14 protein-coding genes are annotated in these 18,143 nt (G+C 71.1%); 6 read left to right on the forward strand and 8 right to left on the reverse strand.

The annotated features are described in order from the left end of the window. Positions 1-96: 96 nt before the first annotated feature. Positions 97-996: a LysR family transcriptional regulator gene (locus KN815_RS05885; protein WP_216340678.1), complete on the forward strand. Its 900-nt coding sequence runs from the start codon at positions 97-99 to the stop codon at positions 994-996. A gap of 117 nt (positions 997-1,113) precedes the next feature. On the opposite strand, the gene KN815_RS05890 is transcribed toward KN815_RS05885, so the two are convergent. From KN815_RS05890 to KN815_RS05900, 3 genes are all read right to left on the reverse strand, one after another. Then, the gene (locus KN815_RS05890; RefSeq protein ID WP_216340679.1) at positions 1,114-2,262 is read right to left on the reverse strand and encodes an SPFH domain-containing protein; all 1,149 of its coding nucleotides are present in this window, start codon (positions 2,260-2,262) and stop codon (positions 1,114-1,116) included. An 11-nt stretch (positions 2,263-2,273) separates the two neighbouring features. Next, positions 2,274-2,525 (reverse strand): NfeD C-terminal domain-containing protein, encoded by a 252-nt coding sequence (locus KN815_RS05895; RefSeq protein WP_216340680.1) that lies wholly within the window; start codon positions 2,523-2,525, stop codon positions 2,274-2,276. Between the two features lie 118 nt (positions 2,526-2,643). Next, positions 2,644-3,285 carry a hypothetical protein gene (locus KN815_RS05900; RefSeq protein WP_216340681.1) on the reverse strand — a complete coding sequence of 214 codons (642 nt, stop codon included), beginning with the start codon at positions 3,283-3,285 and terminating at the stop codon, positions 2,644-2,646. A gap of 429 nt (positions 3,286-3,714) precedes the next feature. Between KN815_RS05900 and KN815_RS05905 the strand changes: the two genes are divergently transcribed. Together KN815_RS05905 and KN815_RS05910 are read left to right on the forward strand one after the other, a co-directional pair. Next, positions 3,715-5,079, forward strand: coding sequence for a hemolysin family protein (locus KN815_RS05905; RefSeq protein ID WP_216340682.1), 1,365 nt, complete (start codon positions 3,715-3,717; stop codon positions 5,077-5,079). Continuing rightward, entirely contained in the window at positions 5,076-6,095 is a 1,020-nt protein-coding gene (locus KN815_RS05910; protein WP_216340683.1) for a hemolysin family protein, read from the forward strand. The genes KN815_RS05905 and KN815_RS05910 overlap by 4 nt, the downstream gene beginning before the upstream one ends. 17 nt (positions 6,096-6,112) lie before the next feature. Here KN815_RS05910 and KN815_RS05915 read toward each other — a convergent pair whose 3' ends face one another. After that, positions 6,113-8,452 carry a serine/threonine-protein kinase gene (locus tag KN815_RS05915; protein ID WP_216340684.1) on the reverse strand — a complete coding sequence of 780 codons (2,340 nt, stop codon included), beginning with the start codon at positions 8,450-8,452 and terminating at the stop codon, positions 6,113-6,115. Between the two features lie 339 nt (positions 8,453-8,791). On the opposite strand from KN815_RS05915, the gene KN815_RS05920 reads away from it, so the two are divergent. Then, positions 8,792-9,448, forward strand: coding sequence for a DUF4232 domain-containing protein (locus tag KN815_RS05920; protein ID WP_216340685.1), 657 nt, complete (start codon positions 8,792-8,794; stop codon positions 9,446-9,448). Positions 9,449-9,556: 108 nt separating this feature from the next. Next, entirely contained in the window at positions 9,557-9,709 is a 153-nt protein-coding gene (locus KN815_RS50070) for a hypothetical protein (RefSeq protein ID WP_253208788.1), read from the forward strand. 42 nt (positions 9,710-9,751) lie between these two features. On the opposite strand, the gene KN815_RS05930 is transcribed toward KN815_RS50070, so the two are convergent. Beyond that, positions 9,752-10,309, reverse strand: coding sequence for an NUDIX hydrolase (locus KN815_RS05930; RefSeq protein WP_216340686.1), 558 nt, complete (start codon positions 10,307-10,309; stop codon positions 9,752-9,754). Positions 10,310-10,817: 508 nt separating this feature from the next. Beyond that, positions 10,818-14,009: an AfsR/SARP family transcriptional regulator gene (locus tag KN815_RS05935; RefSeq protein ID WP_253208789.1), complete on the reverse strand. Its 3,192-nt coding sequence runs from the start codon at positions 14,007-14,009 to the stop codon at positions 10,818-10,820. Between the two features lie 191 nt (positions 14,010-14,200). Here KN815_RS05935 and KN815_RS05940 point away from each other — a divergent pair, with 191 nt between their 5' ends. Continuing rightward, a complete protein-coding gene (locus KN815_RS05940) occupies positions 14,201-16,324 on the forward strand; it encodes an AAA family ATPase (protein WP_216340687.1) in 2,124 nt (707 codons plus the stop codon). On the opposite strand, the gene KN815_RS05945 is transcribed toward KN815_RS05940, so the two are convergent. Further along, entirely contained in the window at positions 16,299-16,841 is a 543-nt protein-coding gene (locus KN815_RS05945) for a hypothetical protein (RefSeq protein ID WP_216340688.1), read from the reverse strand. The genes KN815_RS05940 and KN815_RS05945 overlap by 26 nt on opposite strands. Continuing rightward, a complete protein-coding gene (locus tag KN815_RS05950; RefSeq protein ID WP_216340689.1) occupies positions 16,838-18,001 on the reverse strand; it encodes a hypothetical protein in 1,164 nt (387 codons plus the stop codon). The genes KN815_RS05945 and KN815_RS05950 overlap by 4 nt, the downstream gene beginning before the upstream one ends. Positions 18,002-18,143: the final 142 nt, after the last annotated feature.

The following is an 18,143-nucleotide window of genomic DNA, read 5'->3' on the forward strand; positions in this document are numbered from 1 at the left end:
TTCCACCGCGGCCGGTATCGCGTCCAACGATTCCTTTCGCTGGAGGCGATCGAGAAACCCGATGGAGCCAGGTGGGGGCTGCCTATCCTGACCGTCGTGGACACACGACTCCTGAGGACGTTCGCGGCGCTGGCGAGAACCGGCAGCTTCACCGCGACCGCCGCCGATCTCCATCTCGCCCAGTCCACCGTCACCGTCCAGATACGCACCCTGGAACGGGAACTGGGCACCCGCCTCTTCGACCGGCTGCCGTCAGGCGCCCTGCCGACCAGCGCCGGCCGCCGGCTGCTGAAGGAGGCCGAGGAGGTGCTGGACGCCGAGGCCCGGCTGCGCGCGGTGGCGGCGGCCGGAAACGGCGACGGCGCGGACGGCACGGTGGAGGGCCCCGTCGCCCTCGGCGCGGGCGAGTCCCTCTGCGCCTCGCACCTCCCCCGCGTGATCGCCTCCCTGCGCCGCAGCCACCCCGGTATCGACCTCCACCTCCACCCCGCGGGCACCGCGGCGGCCGTCGAGGGCCTGCGTACGGGCCGGCTCGACCTCGCCCTCCTCCTCGAACAGGAGGTGACCGACGCCGACTTGGTCGCCCGCCCCATCGCCCGCGAACCCCTCGTCTACCTCGCCGCCCCCGGCCATCCGCTGGCCGGCCGCGAGGCGGACTGGGACGAACTGGCCGCGCAGAGCTTCTTCGTCCACGAACAGGGCTGCTCCTACAGCGACCACCTCGTCCGCACCCTGCTCACCCTCCCCGGCCCGCCACCCCGCCTCACCCGCTTCGGCAGCATCGAGGCCGCCCGCTCCTGCGTCGCCGCCGGGCTCGGCCTGACGCTGCTGCCCCGCGCCACGGTGGAACGCCAGCTCGCCGACGGCCAACTCGCCGAAGTCCACGGCCCACCCATCCCCCCGGTGCCCGTGCACCTCACCCGGCACCGCCGCCGCTGGACCAGCCCGGCGGCGCGGGCGGTGGCGGACGAGCTGACGCGGTTGCTTCCGGGGTGAGCCGTGGGGGCGCATCCAGCCCGTCCGGCGATTGAGGACACGCCCGAAGGGCGTCCGGGGTCAGGGGAGCGGCCCGCCGCAGCCGTCACGACCCGCCGGACGCCCCCGGGACGCCCCCTAACGGACCTCGACCGCGCCGTCGTCCGCCCCGCCCTGTCGCTTCGGCTTCGGCTCGTCCTGCGGCCCCGGCGTGCCCATGTTGCGCCGCACCGCGTCCAGGATGGTCAGCCCCTGGCCGACCAGGCCCGCCGCGATCTCGCTCAGCCCATCGGCCCCGTTGAGGACGTTGACGTTCGCCCCGGACAGCCCGGCGGCGGCCTCCTTGACGATCTGCGGAAGCTGGTCGATCAGCATGCGGTCGAGCGCCACCCGGCCGTGCGAGGCCGCCGCCTCGGCCTGGATCTTCATCCGCTCCGCCTCGGCCATGGCCACGACCCGGATCCGCTCGGCCTCCGCCTCCGCCGGTTTCACGATCTCGGCCACGAGCTGCTGCTGCCGCAGATCGGCCGCCCGCTGGGCCAACTCGGTCCGCGCCGCCAGCACTTCCCGCTGGGCGTGTGCCTCCGCCAGCGGCCCCGCCTGGGCGGCCTCGGCCTGGGCGCGGTCCACCTCGGCGGTGTACTGGGCCTGGACCACCGCCGTCTGCCGCGCGTACTCGGCCTGGTTGCGCGCCGCCTCCTGCTCCGCCTCGGCCGATGCCTGGCTGGCCTGCGCCTGGGCGATCTGGGCCTGCCGCTGGATGGCGGCCTTGTGCGGGGCGGACATCGCGTCGATATAGCCGGTGTCGCCGTCGTCGATCGACTGGATCTGCAACGAGTCCACGATCAGACCGATCTTCGCCATCTCCGCCTTGGAGGTGTCCAGCACCTCGGTGGCCAGCTTCTGCCGCTCGGTGATGATCTCCTCGACCGTCATCGAGCCGATGATGGACCGCAGATGGCCCGCGAAGATCCGGCCCGTCAGCACCGCCATCTGCTCCTGGTCGGAGAGGAACCGCTGCCCCGCGTTGACGATGGACTCGGTGTCATTGCCCACCTTGAACGCGATCACCGAGCGCACCGTCAGCGTGATGCCCTGCCGGCTGACGCACTTCTCCTCGACCTCCGCCTCACACATCGCCAGCGTCAGGAAGCGGACCTTGCGGAAGACCGGAAGCACGAACTTGCCGTGCCCGGTCACCACGCGAAACGGCGCACCCCCCTGCCCACGCCTGCCCCCCGAGATCAGCATCGCCTGGTCGGGTGCGGGCACGCGGTAACCGAACATCCTTCGTCTCCTCAGCCGGCGCCGCCGGCCGTGCCGGACGACGCGTTCAATGGATCGGTCCACTCGATGACGTCGACCTGGCGGGAGCCACGGAAGTCGATCACGAGGACGGACGCGCCTTGGGGCAACGGGTCGGCAGACCAGGCGAGGAACGTCTCCGAACCGCCTCTGACCCGCACCAGGACCTCACCGGGACCACCGGCTCCCCGGGTGCCGAGTACCAGCACCCCGGTGCAACCGATCACAGGATCATCCGGTGTCATACGGCGGCCGCCCCCCAGTCGTTCCGCTGCTGAAATCCGACGTTAGACCGTTTTCCCGGCGCCGGATACGGTTGTGCGCTGCGAGGACCGGATGAACCGCCACCCGCGCGGATGGCCGCTACGAGGTGGCGTCCTTGGCTTCGGTGTCGGTGTCGGTGTCGGTGTCGCCCTTGGCGTCCGCTTCGGCCTCGCCGTCCGCCGAGTCCTCGAAATACGCGTCGAGCACCGCGTCGAGCTCCGCCGTCCATTCCTTGAGGAACTTACGGGCGGGTGCCTCGACATCGGCCGTGTACCAACGCCGGTTGGTCGTATAGACCGTGATCCCGAAGCGCTTCCCGAACCGCGGGGAGTCGACCTCCACCGCGCCGATCTCGTCCCATCCGAACTCGGCCTTCTCGCCGTCGAGTTCGAACACGACACCATGGCGTCCGGCCCGGATCGCACCGCGCCGGTCGGACACGTCGAAGGTGACGCCGCCGTCCTCCTCCTCGCCGTCCTCCTTCCCTTCCGCTTCCTCGCCGTCGTCGTCCGCTTCCCCGTCGGACCCGACGTCGCCCTTCGCATCGGCTTCGTCGTCGGACTCCGCCTCGGCGTCGGCGCCTTCTCCCTCGGCGCCCTTCACCTGGTCGGCTTCGTCCTCGGCGGTGACTTCCTCGGGCGGCCGCTCTGCTGCGTTGTCCGGTGCGTCCTCCTCCACTTCGGCAGGGCGCGGGGACGTCAGGCCGGGGACATACCCCGGATCCGTCCCGGCTGTGTGCATGGGCGGGATGATCGGTCCAGTGCTCTGCTCCACGGCGGGAAGTATTGCCGATAAACCTGTGCCGACGACAGGCAACCCCGTCCCCAATCGAGCCGACCCGGAAAAGCCGCAGGTTGCGCGGAGCGAATCCGGACGCGGGCCGCGGTGCGGGCCGGAGCCCGCACCTTTACCGTCCCTTTACTATGGGTGGAGGGACACTGCCTTCCCCGGACATGTGGGGATCGACCGGACGTCCCGGCGAGCCACCTACCAGCGACGAAGGAGCACCAGACCCGCGATGGGCGACCCTGACCCTCCCAGTACCACCCGTGCCACCCTCCGCCCGCCCCTCACGAGGACGCCCCTCACGAGGACGCCTCTCACGAGGACGCACCTCACCACGGCATCCCTCACCAGGGAGCCCCTGAGCGGGCAGACGGCGGTGGCACGGTGACCGAGATCCTGTTGCTTCTCCTCGCGCTGGCGCTCACGCTCGCCTGCGCGCTCTTCGTGGCCGCCGAGTTCTCCCTCACCACCGTCGAACGTGGTGACCTGGAGCGCGCCGCCGAAGCCGGTGAGCGCGGGGCCGACAGCGCGCTGACGGCGGTGCGCCGGCTGACGTTCCAGCTCTCCGGGGCCCAACTGGGCATCACCGTCACCTCCTTGGTGATCGGCATGCTCGCCGAGCCCTCGCTGGCCGCCCTGCTCCAGGGCCCGCTCACCGCGACCGGCCTGCCCGAGGGCGCGGCCTCGACGACCGCGCTGGTGCTGGGCGTGGCCCTCTCCACGGTGGTGCTGATGGTCGCCGGGGAGCTGGTGCCCAAGAACTGGGCGATCTCCCGCCCCCTGCACGTGGCCAAGGCGGTGGCCGCCCCGCAGCGCGCCTTCACCGCCGCCTTCGCCCCGCTGATCCACCACCTCAACAACACGGCCAACCGCCTGGTGCGCCGTCTGGGCCTGGAGCCCGCCGAGGAGCTGGCCTCCGCCCGTACCCCGGACGAACTGGTCGCGCTGGCGCGCCACTCGGCCGCCGCGGGCGCGCTGGAACAGGACGCGGCCGAGCTGTTCGTCCGTACGCTGCGTCTGAGCGAGCTGACCGCCGAGAACGTGATGACCCCGCGCGTGGACGTCCAGGCGCTGGAGGCCCACGCCACGGCCGCCGACGCCGCCAACCTCACCCTGGCGACGGGCCGGTCCCGTTTCCCCGTCTACCGCGACACCCTGGACGAGGTCGTCGGCACCGTACACATCCGCGATGTCCTCGCCCTGGCCGCCGCCGACCGCGCCACCACCCCCGTCACCGACCTGGCCACGCCCCCGCTCCTGGTCCCCGACAGCCTCCCGGTGGACCGGCTGCTGGACCGGCTGCGCAGGGCGCACACCATGGCCGTCGTGATCGACGAGTACGGGGGCACGGCGGGTGTCGCCACCCTGGAGGACATCGTCGAGGAGATCGTCGGCGACGTACGCGACGAACACGACACCGACGAGACCCCCGGCCTGGTGCCCCTCGGCCCCGGCACCTGGGAGGCGGACGGCAGCGTACGGCTGGACGAGCTGACCGGCATCGGCCTGACCGCCCCCGAGGGTCCGTACGAAACGGTGGCGGGCCTCCTGGCCACCGCCCTGGAGCGCATCCCGGCCGCCGGGGACACCGTCGAGACCGACGGCTGGCGGCTCACGGTCCTGAAGGTGGACCACCACCGCGCCGACCGCGTACGGATCACCAAGACCTCCAATACCACCGAGACCTCCAACACCAGCGAGACCTCCAACACCGGCGAGCCCGCCGAGATCACCGAGGCCACCCGATGACCGTCATCCAACTCGCCATCGGCGCCCTCACCCTCCTCACCAACGCCTTCTTCGTCGGTGCCGAATTCGCCCTGATCTCCGTGCGCCGCAGCCAGATCGAACCGCGCGCACAGGCGGGGGAGAAGCGGGCGCGCGGTGTGCTGTGGGCGCTGGAGCATCTGTCCGCGCTGATGGCCACGGCCCAGCTCGGCATCACCATCTCCTCGCTCGCCCTGGGCGCGGTCGCCGAACCGGCCATCGCCCATCTGCTGGAGCCCGTCTTCGACACCGTTCATGTGCCGCACGCCCTGGTGCACCCGATCGCCTTCGTCGTCGCGCTCACGGCGGCCACCTATCTCCACATGCTCATCGGCGAGATGGTCCCCAAGAACATCGCCCTGGCCGCCCCCGAGCGCACCGCACTCCTCCTCGGCCCGCCGCTGGTGGCCCTCACCCGCCTCCTGCGCCCGGTCGTCTTCGGCGTCAACGCCTTCGCCAACGCGGTGCTGCGGCTGCTGAAGGTCGAGCCCAAGGACGAGGTCGAGTCGGTCTTCACCGACGATGAACTCATCCGGCTGGTACGGGACTCCAGCGACGCCGGGCTGCTCGACAAGTCCGGCGGCGACCGGCTGCGCGACGCCCTGGAGCTGGGCACCCGGCGGGTCGGCGACATCCTCGTCCCCCTCGACGCGATGGTCACCGTCGACCATCGCGTCACCCCCGCCCAACTGGAACGCACGGCCGCCGCCTCCGGCTACTCCCGGCTGCCGGTCACCGGCCCCGGCGGCGCCATCCTGGGCTACCTCCACATCAAGGACACCCTGGGCGCCGTCGACCGGGACCGCCCGTTCCCCCGTACCGCCGTCCACACCATCTCCCGGGTGCGGGCCGACACCCCGCTGGACGACACCCTCACCACCATGCGCGCCACCGGCACCCACCTGGCCGTCGTGACGGCCGACACCGGTACGGCGGTCCTCGGCTTCGTCACGATGACGGACGTCCTGGACGAACTCGTGGGCCCGGCCGCGGTGTAGGGCCCCAGCCGCGCCGATCAGGACGGGTGCCGCGCCGAAGGGCGGTCCGGGCGCACGGAGAACGCCGTGTCCCCGGCCGTCCCCACGATCGCGTCCCGCACGAGCACCACCCTCGGCTCGGTGTCCTCCGCCGCCGTCCCGGGGTTGTCCAGCGCGGCCGTACGCCACGCCTCCGTGCCGTTGTCCACGTTCAGCGCCAGCAGCCGGCCGAAGCGGTTGGAGAAGTACAACTGCCCGTACCGTCCGGAGAGCACGGGCGTGGACAGGTTCTCCGTCTCCGTCGCCCGCTGCCACAGCTCCCGGCCGCTGTCCGCCGAGACCGCGGTGACCGTGCCGTTGGCACGGACGAAGTAGACGACACCGCGCAGCAGGGTCGGCTTGCCCAGCACCGGGCGGCGCAGCGGGATCCGCTTGGTCTCGCCGGTGCTCGGATCGACCCGGAGCATGGCGGTGTACGGGCGCTCGTAGCCCGATTCGTACACCTCCTTCGCGGTCTGCGGTATCAGGAACAGCGGCTTGCCCGCTGCCGCGCCGACGGTCAGTGTCTTCTTCGGCAGCGTGGTGAGTTCGTGCTGCTTGCCGTCCGAGGCGTCGAACCGCAGCAGTTCGTACGGGCCCTCGGCGGCCAGGCCGTTGGCGGCAACGGGTGAGCACAGGCCGTACGGTTCGCCGCCCAGTACCGTCGGCTCGCAGTACTTCCCCTGGGGCGCCGGTGACTGCCACAGCCGCTTACCCGACGTCCCGTAGGCGACGAGCTGACCGCCGTCCGGCGACAGCGTCAGCACCCCGCCGCGGAACAGCTCCACCGGGGCCGAGCCGTTGATCCGCTGCTCCCACCGCTGTCGCTTGGTGGCGGCGTCCAGGGCCACCACCGACCGGTGGCCGTCCTCCGACGCCCGGTAGGCGTAGGCGATTCCGTCCCGCACCCCGACCGGGCGCGCCGCCTGGGGGCGGGTGCCCCAGCGCCACAGTACGCGGCCGGTGGCGGCGTCGACCTTGGCGACCGTGAACCCGTTTCCGGCGCAGTACAGGGTCCGGCCGTTGTCCGGGACACATCCGGACTGCTGGTAGACGAAGGGCGGCCCCTCGGTCTCGACCCGCAGATCCGTTCGCCACGGCTTCCAGCCCTCGGGGAGCGACGCGGGCTTCTGGGACGGCGCGGTGGCGGAGGCGGAGGACGCGTCGCCCGACGACTCCGTCATGTCCGGCGCGAAGACCGCCGCCGCGACGATCAGCCCGGTGACGGCCAGGGCCACCCCGGCGGAGGTGACGACGAGCCGCCGCCGAGCGCCCCGGCCGGGGCCGATGCGCCCGGGGGCGGGGGGTTGCGAGCCGGGGGGCTGGGGAGCGGGCCGCGGATCGTGGGCCGAGGAGGCGGGAGGACGCCCAGCGGCAGCCGCTCCGACGTCGGCAACCCTCGCGGGACCCCCGGCTGCTCCGGGACCCCCGGCTGCTCCGGGACCCCCGGCCGCTCCGGGACCCCCGGCCGACCCGGGACCAGCGGCCGACCCCGGACCACCGGCCGTTTCGACGCGCTCCGCCGCGGGAAAGTCCGGCAGCGCACGCAGCATTTGATGCAGTTCGTCCAGCTTCGGCCGGGCCTCCGGCTCCTTGGCCAGACAGCGTTCGGCGATGCCCCGCAGGGGTGCCGGGACCTCGTCGAGCGTCGGATGCTCGTACATCACCTGGTAGCCCGACAGATACGGGCTGTCGGACTCGAACGGGCTGCTGCCGCGCGCCGCGAACACCAGCAGCGACCCCAGCGAGAACACATCAGACGCCGCCGTGACGTCCCGCGGACTGCGCAACTGCTCAGGCGACATGAACGGCGGGGTGCCCAGCACCCGCCCGATGGTGACGGTGAGCGTCTGGCTGTCGACGGCGCGGGAGATGCCGAAGTCGATGACGCGCGGCCCGTCCTCGGCCATCAGGATGTTGGCGGGCTTCAGATCCCGGTGCACCACCCCGGCCCGGTGGATCTCGCGCAGCGCCTCGACCAGCCCGAGGCCCAGCGTCCGCAAGGTGTGCCCGTCCAAGGGGCCGTTCTTCCGTACGACCTCCGAGAGGGTGCGCCCCGGCACATACAGCGTGGCCATCCACGGCCGGTCGGCCTCCGGATCGGCGTCCACGACGGGTGCGGTGAACGCCCCGCTCACCCGGCGCGCCGCCGCGACCTCCTGCCGGAAACGGGTCCGGAACTCCTCGTCCTGCGCGTACTGCTCGTGGACCAGCTTGAGCGCGACCTGCCGCCCCGACGCCGAACGCCCGAGATAGACGACGCCCATGCCGCCCGACCCCAGCCGGTCGACCAGGGCGTAGCCGCCTATGGATTCCGGATCCCCGGTGGCCAGCGGCATCGCCGATCCCCTTTCCCGCGCTGTCTCCGCGTCTTGAACGGCCCTACCGGCCTCCTAGATTAGGTCGGCGGGGGCATCGGCGGACCAGGCGGCCCAGGGCGTGGCGGAACGGTTACCAGCGCAGCGCCCTCCGGCGGCGGGACAAACGGACGGACCGGCGAACGGGCGGGGCGGCCAACTGGAGGTGGGACCCGTGCCGTTGCGTTAGTGCCGCGTTAGCGGAACGGCGTTTCGGCAGCAGCTTTACGCCAGCGGATCACGGCAGGCTCATAGCCATACCGAGGGCCGGAGCGGAACACCGGCCGGACCGCCGACCCGACGCAAGGGGAGAAACCCACCATGAACGTCACCGCCTACCGCCGCGGCCGCACCGTCCGTACCATCGCCGCCTCGATGCTGGCCGTCGCCGCGCTGGGCCTGACGGCGGCGTGCGGCGGCAGCGGAGACGGAGGTTCGGACAACGAGGGCAAGGCGAAGTCGTCGGCCTCGGCTCCGGCGGACAAGACGGCCAAGGGGGGCAGCGCGGACGCCAAGGACGCGAAGACGCAGGCCCAGAAGATCGGGGCGGCGCCCGAGGACGAGCCGATCGGCGACTGCGACGTCAACAAGACGGCCTTCTCCCTCCAGAAGGTCAAGAACCCGATCAACCACCTGCTGCTCAAGGCGACCAACGGGGCCGGCGTGGACTGCAAGCTGGTCGGCTACCCCGGTCTGAAGTTCGGCGAGGACGCGCAGTCCGCCACTCCGGTGAACGAGGACAGCCAGCCGCAGTCCGTCGTCGTGCTCGCCCCGGGCGAGAGCGCCTACGCGGGCATCACCACCTCCTCGGGGGACGGCTCGGGTTCGGAGGGCAGCGAGGTCAACTCCCTCGAGGTGTTCATCGACGGCAGCGAGGACCCCGCGAGCGTCGAACTGCCCGGCGGCTCGGTCTACATCGACAGCGCCGCCCAGGTCACGTACTGGCAGACGACCGCGCAGGACGCCCTGACCTGGTAGGCCCGAGCAATCGCGGCGCTGGGCGGCGCGGTCGGGGCCGCCCTGCTGCTGGGAACCCCGTCCTCCGCCTTCGAGACCGTCGTACCGTGGCTGATCGCCCTCGGCTCGGTGCTGATCCTGGTCCGCGATCCGCTCCGCCGACTCGTGGCCTCCCGCTCAGGGTCCCTCGCGCGGACCGCCCGGCCCACCCTCCCGCTCGCCATCGCCCTCGGCGGCCTGGGCCTGGCCATCTCCCTGTGGCGCTGGCCGGCGACCTCTTGACGTACGCCAGGCGAGCCGGCGGAGCGCCACCACCGCACGGGATCAGCGCGCGAGCAGGGACTCCACCCGGGACAAGGTGTCCAGCACATTGGCCTCGGTGATCGCCATGCGTGCCTCGTCCGGCGTCAGCCAGCGCAGCGGCGCGTCCGGGTTCTCCGGCCGTACCGCCTCGGGAACGCTGGTGGCCAGCACATACCGCACATCGGCGTGCTCATGCGCCGGCTCCCGGCTGCTCGCGGGGACCGGGACGATCACCACATGCCGTACGTCCGCGTCCGGCCACGGCGCCAGATCGGGCAGCCCCGTCTCCTCCCGCCCCTCCCGCAGCGCGATGGCGAGCGGATCGTGCTCGCCCGGGTCGCCGTGCCCGCCCACCAGCAGCCACGACTGGTGGCGCTGGTGCCAGCGCAGCAGCACGCGGCCGCTGTCGGGATGCACGATCAGGGCGGATGCGGTGATGTGAAGGGGCGTCGACCGGTCCCAGGGTGCGCCGTCCGCCTCGACAACGCCGAGCACCCGCTCGAGGTCGACGCATTCCGCGGTGGTCTTCGGCCGGTAGCCCGTAAGGACATGGGCAACTGCGTGGTCGGCTGTGGCCATGCGCCGGATCCTAACGACGCGAGGCCGCCTAGGGCGCGGGGTTTTTGCCAGGGAGAGAGCCGCGGCACCGCCAGGAGCGCATGCCCGACGGTACGGACACGAGAGGCCCGGGTCGGTGACCCGGGCCTTGAATCATCGTGGCCGACTGGAAATCCTAGTCCTCTGCGGAGGATATCCGGTGGGTGATGGTTACGGCGGCGATGTCTTCGGTATGCCGCACCACGCTGTACTGACTTCGGTCATTCGCCGGGGTTGCCGGATTGCTGGATGTCCATACGTTGAACAGCGTTGGCATGCATGCCAACGCTACCAAGAGAAACGTCACTGCTCGAAGCCGACCGGTACGGATTTTCAACGTGCACCTGTCCTCGCGGATTCTGCGGGGGCGTCAAGATCGCCGCCTGGCGAGGATATTAGACCTGTCGCCCCGCAAGATCAAACAGAAGAGCGGGGAGCAAGTGTTCGGTCGTCAGTCTAAGGGCTACCGGAGGTTAACTTACCGACCAGTTTAAAATTCTGTTTCTCCGTGATCGATTCTGGTCAGGAGTTTGTGCAATCTGTTCGCTTCTCGATCGTTCAGCCCGCGTAGCGTGGAAATCGCCCGCCGCAGCAGCTCCCTGGCTTCCATGGCGTCGCCTGCTGTCGCGCGTACCTCGGCGAGGATCGCTTGTGCCTTGGCTTCCTCGTCGCGGGCGTTGGCCCTGTTCGCGGCGGCTATGGCCGCTTCCAGGTGCTCGGCCGCGGCCTCGAGTCGGCCGCTGGCGAGTTCGCTTTGGCCCAGCCCGCGCAGGGCGCGCGTGACTTCCTGGGTTGTTCCGATGTCGCGGGCGATGTCCAGGGCCTTCAGGTGGTTCTCGATGGATGCGTCAACAGAGCCCTCCTTGAAGTACGCTTCCCCGAGACCGTTGTACGCTGTCGCCTGGCTTTTTCTGTCCCCGAGCATGCGAAATTCCGTCAATGCCCGATGGTGAAGCGCCAGTGCCCGGTCGATTTCGCCGGTTTCGGCAAGACTCGCGGCCAAATTGGTACGCACCATCGCCTGGGTGTAGGCATTTCCGGTGGACTCCGTCAGGGGAAGTAATTCCTCGAAAGCCTTCCGGGCCTGTGTGTAGTCGCCTCGGTGTGTGTAGAGGTCGCCTACGTTGTTGAGTGTTCTAATAACCCCGGCCTCATCCCCTGCGGACCGGAAACCGGATATCGCGTTCTGGAAGTGGTCCAGTGCGCGCTCCAGTTCCCCGAGGGCGAGAAGGGATATCGCGGTGTTGTTTCGAGCTCTGGCCTGATTCAGGACGTTGCCGGTCGCGATGCCGATCGCGAATGCTCTCTGGTGCATCACCACCGCGGTCTCGTTCTCACCTATATGCCAATGAATCACCCCAAGGCTCCGGTACGCCTCCCACTCCGCCTCCCGGTCCCCGATCGCCCGCGCGATCTCCAGTGCCCGCTCGCCCGCCTCCACGGCCCGCGCATAGCGGCCCGTGTTGGCGTGGTTGGAGCTGAGGCAGAGCAGGGCGTGGCACTGGGCCGGTTGGTCGCCGGTGTGTGACCAGTGGTCGGCGGCGTGCTGGAGGATGTCGATGGCGTCCTGCCAGTGGCACTCGGACTCCAGGAATCCCGCCAAGGCGTGGGCGAGCCGGGCCGCGGACGGCCGGGAGTCGTGGGTGCGGGCGTGGCGTTCGACGGCCAGGAGGTTGCCGTGCTCGGCGGCGAACCAGGCGCGCGCCTCATGGGCGTTGCGCATCCGGGAGAGGGCCAAAGGCTCCTGCGCGTTCTCCGGCGCGAGCCGGATCCTCCGCGGGTACGCCACCCGGTCGGCCTCCTCCGCGGTCCGAAGGTAGGAGGCGATGAGCCGTTCCAGGGCCTGCTCGCGCTCCCGCGCGCTGTCTTCCGAAAGGGCGAGCATCCGGGCGTATTCGCCCAGCAGGTCATGAAACCGGTACCGCTCGGGCGCCGGTTCCCGGAGGAGGTGGCACTCCAGCAGGGATTCGATCAGCCGTTCGGTATCCTCGGCGGGAAGGTCGAGCAGCGCGGCGGCCGATTCGGTTGTGAAGTCGGGCCCCGGATGCAGCCCCAGGCGCCGGAACGTGGTGCGCTGGGTGGCGTCGAGGGTCCGGTAGGAAAGGGCGAAGGCGCGCAGAATCTCCTGATCCGCGTTGCGGATCTCGCCGAGGGGGCCGGGGCTGCGCGCCAGGCGCTCGCCCAGGGTGGTCAGGCTCCAAGAGGGGCGGGAGCGGAAGCGGTTGGCCACCAATTCGATGGCAAGCGGCAAATAGCCGCATAGGCGCACGATACGGGCGGTCTCCGTGATGTCCTGGGTCCGTGCCGCACCCGCGAAACTCCGGAAAAGGGTGATCGCGTCATCGGTCGGCAGCACATCCAGGGCAAGCGGCACCGCATGCGGAAGCCCCGTCAGATGCCGACGGCTGGTGACGATGGTCAGGCATGGCGAATTGCCGGGCAGCAGCGGTGCGACCTGATCGGGCCCCGCCGCGTCGTCCAGCACGATCACGGCCCGGCGGTCGGCGATGGTGGTCCGCCACAGGGCGATCAACTCGTCCAGCCGGACGGGGATCGAATCGGCGGGCGCGCCGAACAGCCGCAGGAGCATGGCGAGGGCCGCGCCGGGACTCAGCGGTTCCTGGGAGGGGGAGTGGCCCCGCAGGTCCACGAAGACCTGACCGGCGGGGAATCGAGGAGCCAGCGTCCTGGCCGTGTCCACGGCGACCGCCGTCTTGCCGACCCCCGCCATGCCACTGACCGTTTCCAGCGTCAGCACGGCCCCTTCGCCCGGCTCCGTGTCGATGGACGCCATCAAGACGTCGAGCTCGGAGCGCCTGCCGATGAGCGGGGGTTGGTACGGCAGATTGCGCGGCGGAGGCTGCGCGGAGGAATGCCCTCCGGGAGAAGGCCCGGAGGACGCCGCGGGGGCGGCGGTCCGCAGGAGCCGGTCCACGGGTGTCCGGTCGAGGACGCCGCGGTGTATTCGGTCCAGTTCGTCCCCCGGCCGGGAGCCGAATTCCGACATCAGCAGTCGGCGGGCCCGCTGATGCACCCGTAAGGCGTCCGTGTACCGGCCGCTGCCGTAGTACGCCAGCATCAACTGTCCTGCCAGCGTCTCGTCCTCCGGGTGGTGGCGCACCATCGCCGACAGCTCCCCGATCGAGTCGGCGAAACGGCCGAGCCGGTGCAGAGCCGCGATGCGGGAAATGGCCGCCTGGAGACGGCGCTCGGCGAGCGTGCTGCGTACGGTTTCGGCCCAGGTGCCGGGGAGCCCGGCGAGGGCCTCCCCCTGCCAGAGGTGTTCGGCGCGAGTGAGGAGGTCCACGACGCGTTCGTCCTCGCCGCTTGTCGCCACCGCTCCGGCCAGCTCGGTGAGGCGTTGGAAGCGGTTCAGGTCCACCGAGTCGGGGTCGGTGTTCAGCACGTAGGTGTGGGCCCGGCTGGTGATGTGCGGGGAGCCCGGCCCGGTGCCGGCGAGGCGGAGATGCTTACGCACCCGTGAGATGTACGTGTGGGTGTTCTCGCGGGCGCGTGGTGGAGCCTTACCGTCCCAGAGCCGCTCCAGGAGCGAGTTCATGGAGACGGGGCGGCCGACTTCCAGCGCCAGCGCGGCCAGCAGAGCCCGTTCCTTGTCCGAACCGAGCTTCAGTTGCCGGCCCTCCAGCCGAAGCTCCACCGGCCCGAGTAAATGGATGTCCACCAGCGTCCTCCCGCTGGTCTGTCCTTTTCAGCGAGCATGGCATGAGGGCATCGAGAGCCGCCATACGCCGTTGGCGGCGCACTGGCCGAATCACGTCATCGGGCGTTCCCGGGTGCATCGTCGAAGCCCCCTCGAGGGTAGAACCGGGCTGATCCACACAAACGGCAACCGACTGACCGGGGGGCAGACGGATGGGCCAGGCACCCGGGGATGCCCACGAGAACCTGATCGGCGGCCAGGCCCGGATTCTCGGTCCCGCGGTACAGGCGCGCGACATTCACGGCGGCATTCACGTGCACACGGGAGCGGCCACCGCGGTGCCGCCACCCCGGCAGCTCCTGCCGGTCCCCGCCCACTTCACCGGCCGTGGGGACGACCTGGCGGCGCTCGATGGACTGTTGACCGGCGGTGGGCACGGCGGCCCGGCCCGCTCGCTGATCGTGGTCAGCGGCCCGGCCGGGATCGGCAAGACGACCTTGGTGTGCGACTGGCTGCACTCGCTCGCGCCCGAGTTCCCCGACGGACAGCTCTACGCCGACCTGCGGGGGCATTCCACCGAGGGCCCCGCGGGCCCTGGCGAGATTCTGAGCCAGTTCCTGCGGGCGCTCGGTGCCGGCTCGGTGCCCGCCGATATGGCCGAAAAGGCGTCGCTGTGGCGGTCTTGGACCGCTGATGCCCGGATCGCGGTAGTCCTGGACAACGCGTTCACCGCTGCCCAGGTCCGTCCGCTGCTGCACGCGGGCCCGGGTGGCCTCACCGTGGTCACCAGCCGCCGCCGGCTGACCGGCCTGCGCATGGACGGAGCGGCGATGCACCAACTCGAGGCGCTGGAACCGGCCGCCGGGGCCGAGCTGCTCAGCCGTGCGATCGGCGACGACCGCGTCGCGAACGAGCCGCAGGCGGCGCGCCAGGTCGTCGCGCTGTGTGCGGGATTGCCCCTTGCCGTCTGCCTTGCCTCCGCGCGCCTGGCGTCGAGGCCGCGACAGTCCGTGAAGACACTGGCCGATGCCCTGACCCGGGACACCGAGCGGCTGGCCGCGCTGCAAGTGGAAGGGGAGACCACGGTGAGCAACGCTCTGGACGCCTCGTACGCCGTACTCACCGAGGGCGCCGCCCTCCTCTACCGCAGGCTCGGCCCACTGCCCTTGCGGACCTTCGACGCGAGAAGCGCCGCCGCGGCCTGCGCCGCCTCCCTCGCGTGGGCGGAGTCCCGGCTGGACGAGCTCGTCGAGGCCAACCTGATGGAGGACATCGGCCCGGGCATCTGCCGCCACCACGACCTGGTGCGCGTCCACGCCCACGGCCGGGCGATCGCGGAGGAGAGCGCCACGACGCGTGCGGAGGCACTGCGGCGGGTCTGCGACTGGTATCTGGAGACGGCCACCGAAGCGGAGAAGCTGATCACACCCGCGCAGTTCACCCTCGACAGGGACGTGGCCCACCCCTCCGGGCTCCCCATCCCCTTCACCGACGATCCGGGCGCGCTCGCCTGGCTGGATGCCCACCGGATGAACCTCATGGCGGTGATACGCGCCGCCGCGGCAGCCGAGTGGCATGCGATGACCTGGCAGCTCGTGGACGCCATGTGGCCGGTCTTCCTTCGGCTGCGCTACTACGATCTGTGGATCGAGGCTCATGAGATCGGGCTGGCAGCGGCCCGAAGAGACGGTAACGCCGAGGCCGAGCGCCAGATGCTCAACTCCGGCGCCATCGGCCTCGGCGCCGCCGGCCGTGTCGACGACGCGGCCGAGTGGTACGAGGAGTCCCGCCGGGCGGCGCGCGAGGCGGGCGATGTACGGGACGAGGGACAGGCGTTGCTGGGCCTCGGCGGCTGCCACCGCGAGGCCGGGCGGATGGTGGCCGCCGTGGACCATCTCCACCAGGCCATCACCCTGTGGGAGGCGTGCGGCTACCCACGCGGTGTGGCCCTGGCCGGGATCGTCCTCGGGGAGATCGCACTCGCCCAGGACGACACCGGCCGGGCCGTCGAGTACTTCACGCACGCGCGCGCCGGTCTGCTGGCCGTCGACGACCCCCATGACGCGGCGCGCGCCCTGGTCTTTTCGGGGCGTGCCCGTGCGCGTGCCGGTGAACACGAGGCGGGTGTGACGGCGATGGAAGAGGCCCTCGCGGTGTTCACCTCGTCCGGGGCCGCGCACTGGCAGGCCCGTACCCTCGAGATGCTCGGAGACAGCGCCCGGGAACGCGGCGAGGAGACGGCGGCACGGGACTTCCGCGCCCGGGCGCTTGCGCTGTTCGAGGTCACCAGCCCCGCCGACGCGCGTCGGCTCAGGGAATCGCCGAGCGGTAGGTGATCCGCGGGCGGGCCGCCAACATTCCGCTCAGCGGGAGCCCCGCCACCAGCCAGGCGTGCAGGCAGGACACGAAGAGCCAGTGCTCCGGTGGTACTCGGCAGGGCAGGGCCACCACGTCCGGGTCGGTACCGCCGCGCGCCACCCAGCCGCCACCGGTCAGCGGTACGGCGGCCAGGCGGCACCCCGGTCCGGCGGGTCCGACCTCCGCCAGCCACCGCACCGCCTCGGCGACCGACCGCGGGCGGCTGCCACGCAGCACATCGGCGCAGTCCAGCCCGCGTGCGTCGGCGCAGGCATCGGCGTCCACCGTCAGGTGCTCGTCGAGGACGGTCGCCCGGCGGGTGCCCGCGAGACCGGTACGGGCCACGCGGGTGCCCGCGAGACCGGTACGGGCCAGCAGGACGCCTCCGCCCGCCGCCCGGCCCGTCCACAGGCATACGGACGGCGTCGGCGCTGGATCCGGTGGAGTCTCCTCCCACCACTCCACGGTGACGAAACACCCGGCCGGACGGCTCATGCCGATGCCTCCCCACGATCGGAGGACCACGTTCGCAGTGTCGGCGGCTCCGGGAGCGGTATCACCCGCGGTTCATGGGCGGGCTGGCCCAATCCCATCAGCCGGTACATCAGCCGCCGCATATTGCGATGGAAGCGGCCGGGTTCGGAGGTGATGCGCCCGGCGATGGCGGCGTACTCCTCCGGGCGGTATTCGGCGGCGGCGTAGTCGAGTTGCTCGGGGAGCGGATGAGCCGGGGACAGCGCCGGCGCGGTGACGGCGAGCGTGGCGGCCGGAGAGCCCGGGTTGATTTCCGGCTCCGGGGACCCGGTCAGAAGGATCGGCACCCCGGTGAGCGTTCCGTAGAGGGTGACCGAGCCATGGTCGCCGACGATGTAGTCGGCGGCGATCAGGACGCTGCGCCAGTCGGCCTCCGGCGGCACCACACTGACCCCCAGCCGACCGCACCACGCCAACCACGTCCTGACCTGCCACGGCCCATGGCCCGACCACACGTTGGGGTGGACAAGGATGGCCGTACGGAACCGTCCGGAGGGAAGCTCCCCGACCATGCGGGGCAGCAACATCTCGAAACGGCCGAAGAACGAGTTCGGACCCCAGGTGGAGACGGCGAGCACCAGCCGCTCCCCGTCCGCGAGACCCAGCGCACGGCGATACGCGGTGCGCCGCGGCAGGCTCGCGGTGATCCGGTCGTGCGCGGGGTCGCCGACCACATGCGCCAGCTCAAGCGCCTCGGGGCAATGACGGCCCAGCTCTCGCAGGTCGGCGTGGTGCGGTACGACCACGGCGGCCGGCGGCTTGCCGCCGGGCATGAGGTCCCGCCTGCGGAGCCCCGCCACGCCCGGGTCCGACATCCCGGGCAGGCGTTTGAGGTAGTTGGCGCCGTGCGGCATCGTGATCAGGGGCGCCTGCACCTGCTCCACCCCACGCGGGCCTGCCGCCACCGCGAGGTCGAACGTCATGCGGGTGGCCTCTGCCCAGGGAAGTACGGGGCTTCCGAGCTGTTGGAGGAAACGCGGTACTTCGTCCCCGAAGACATGGGGTGGCGTGGTGAACACCACCTGGAGCCGGAAGTCGGCCTCCAGCAGCGACAGGACATCGAGAAGTCGCTTGGCGTAGGTGACGGTGTGGACGACGGCCAGTACCTTCTTGCGTTCCACCAGTGTGAGCCACTGGCGTGGCTCGTCCGACGAAGACTCTGCGATCGTGCTGAACGCCGACATGGCGCCCCCCGTTGATCTCGCATCCGGAATTCGGGCATGGACTTTCGTGGGTCTCGCGTCCGTCCTCTGCCCGGCCCGG

Source organism: Streptomyces niphimycinicus (assembly GCF_018883605.1).
In the GTDB taxonomy this organism is placed as follows: Bacteria; Actinomycetota; Actinomycetes; order Streptomycetales; family Streptomycetaceae; genus Streptomyces; species Streptomyces niphimycinicus.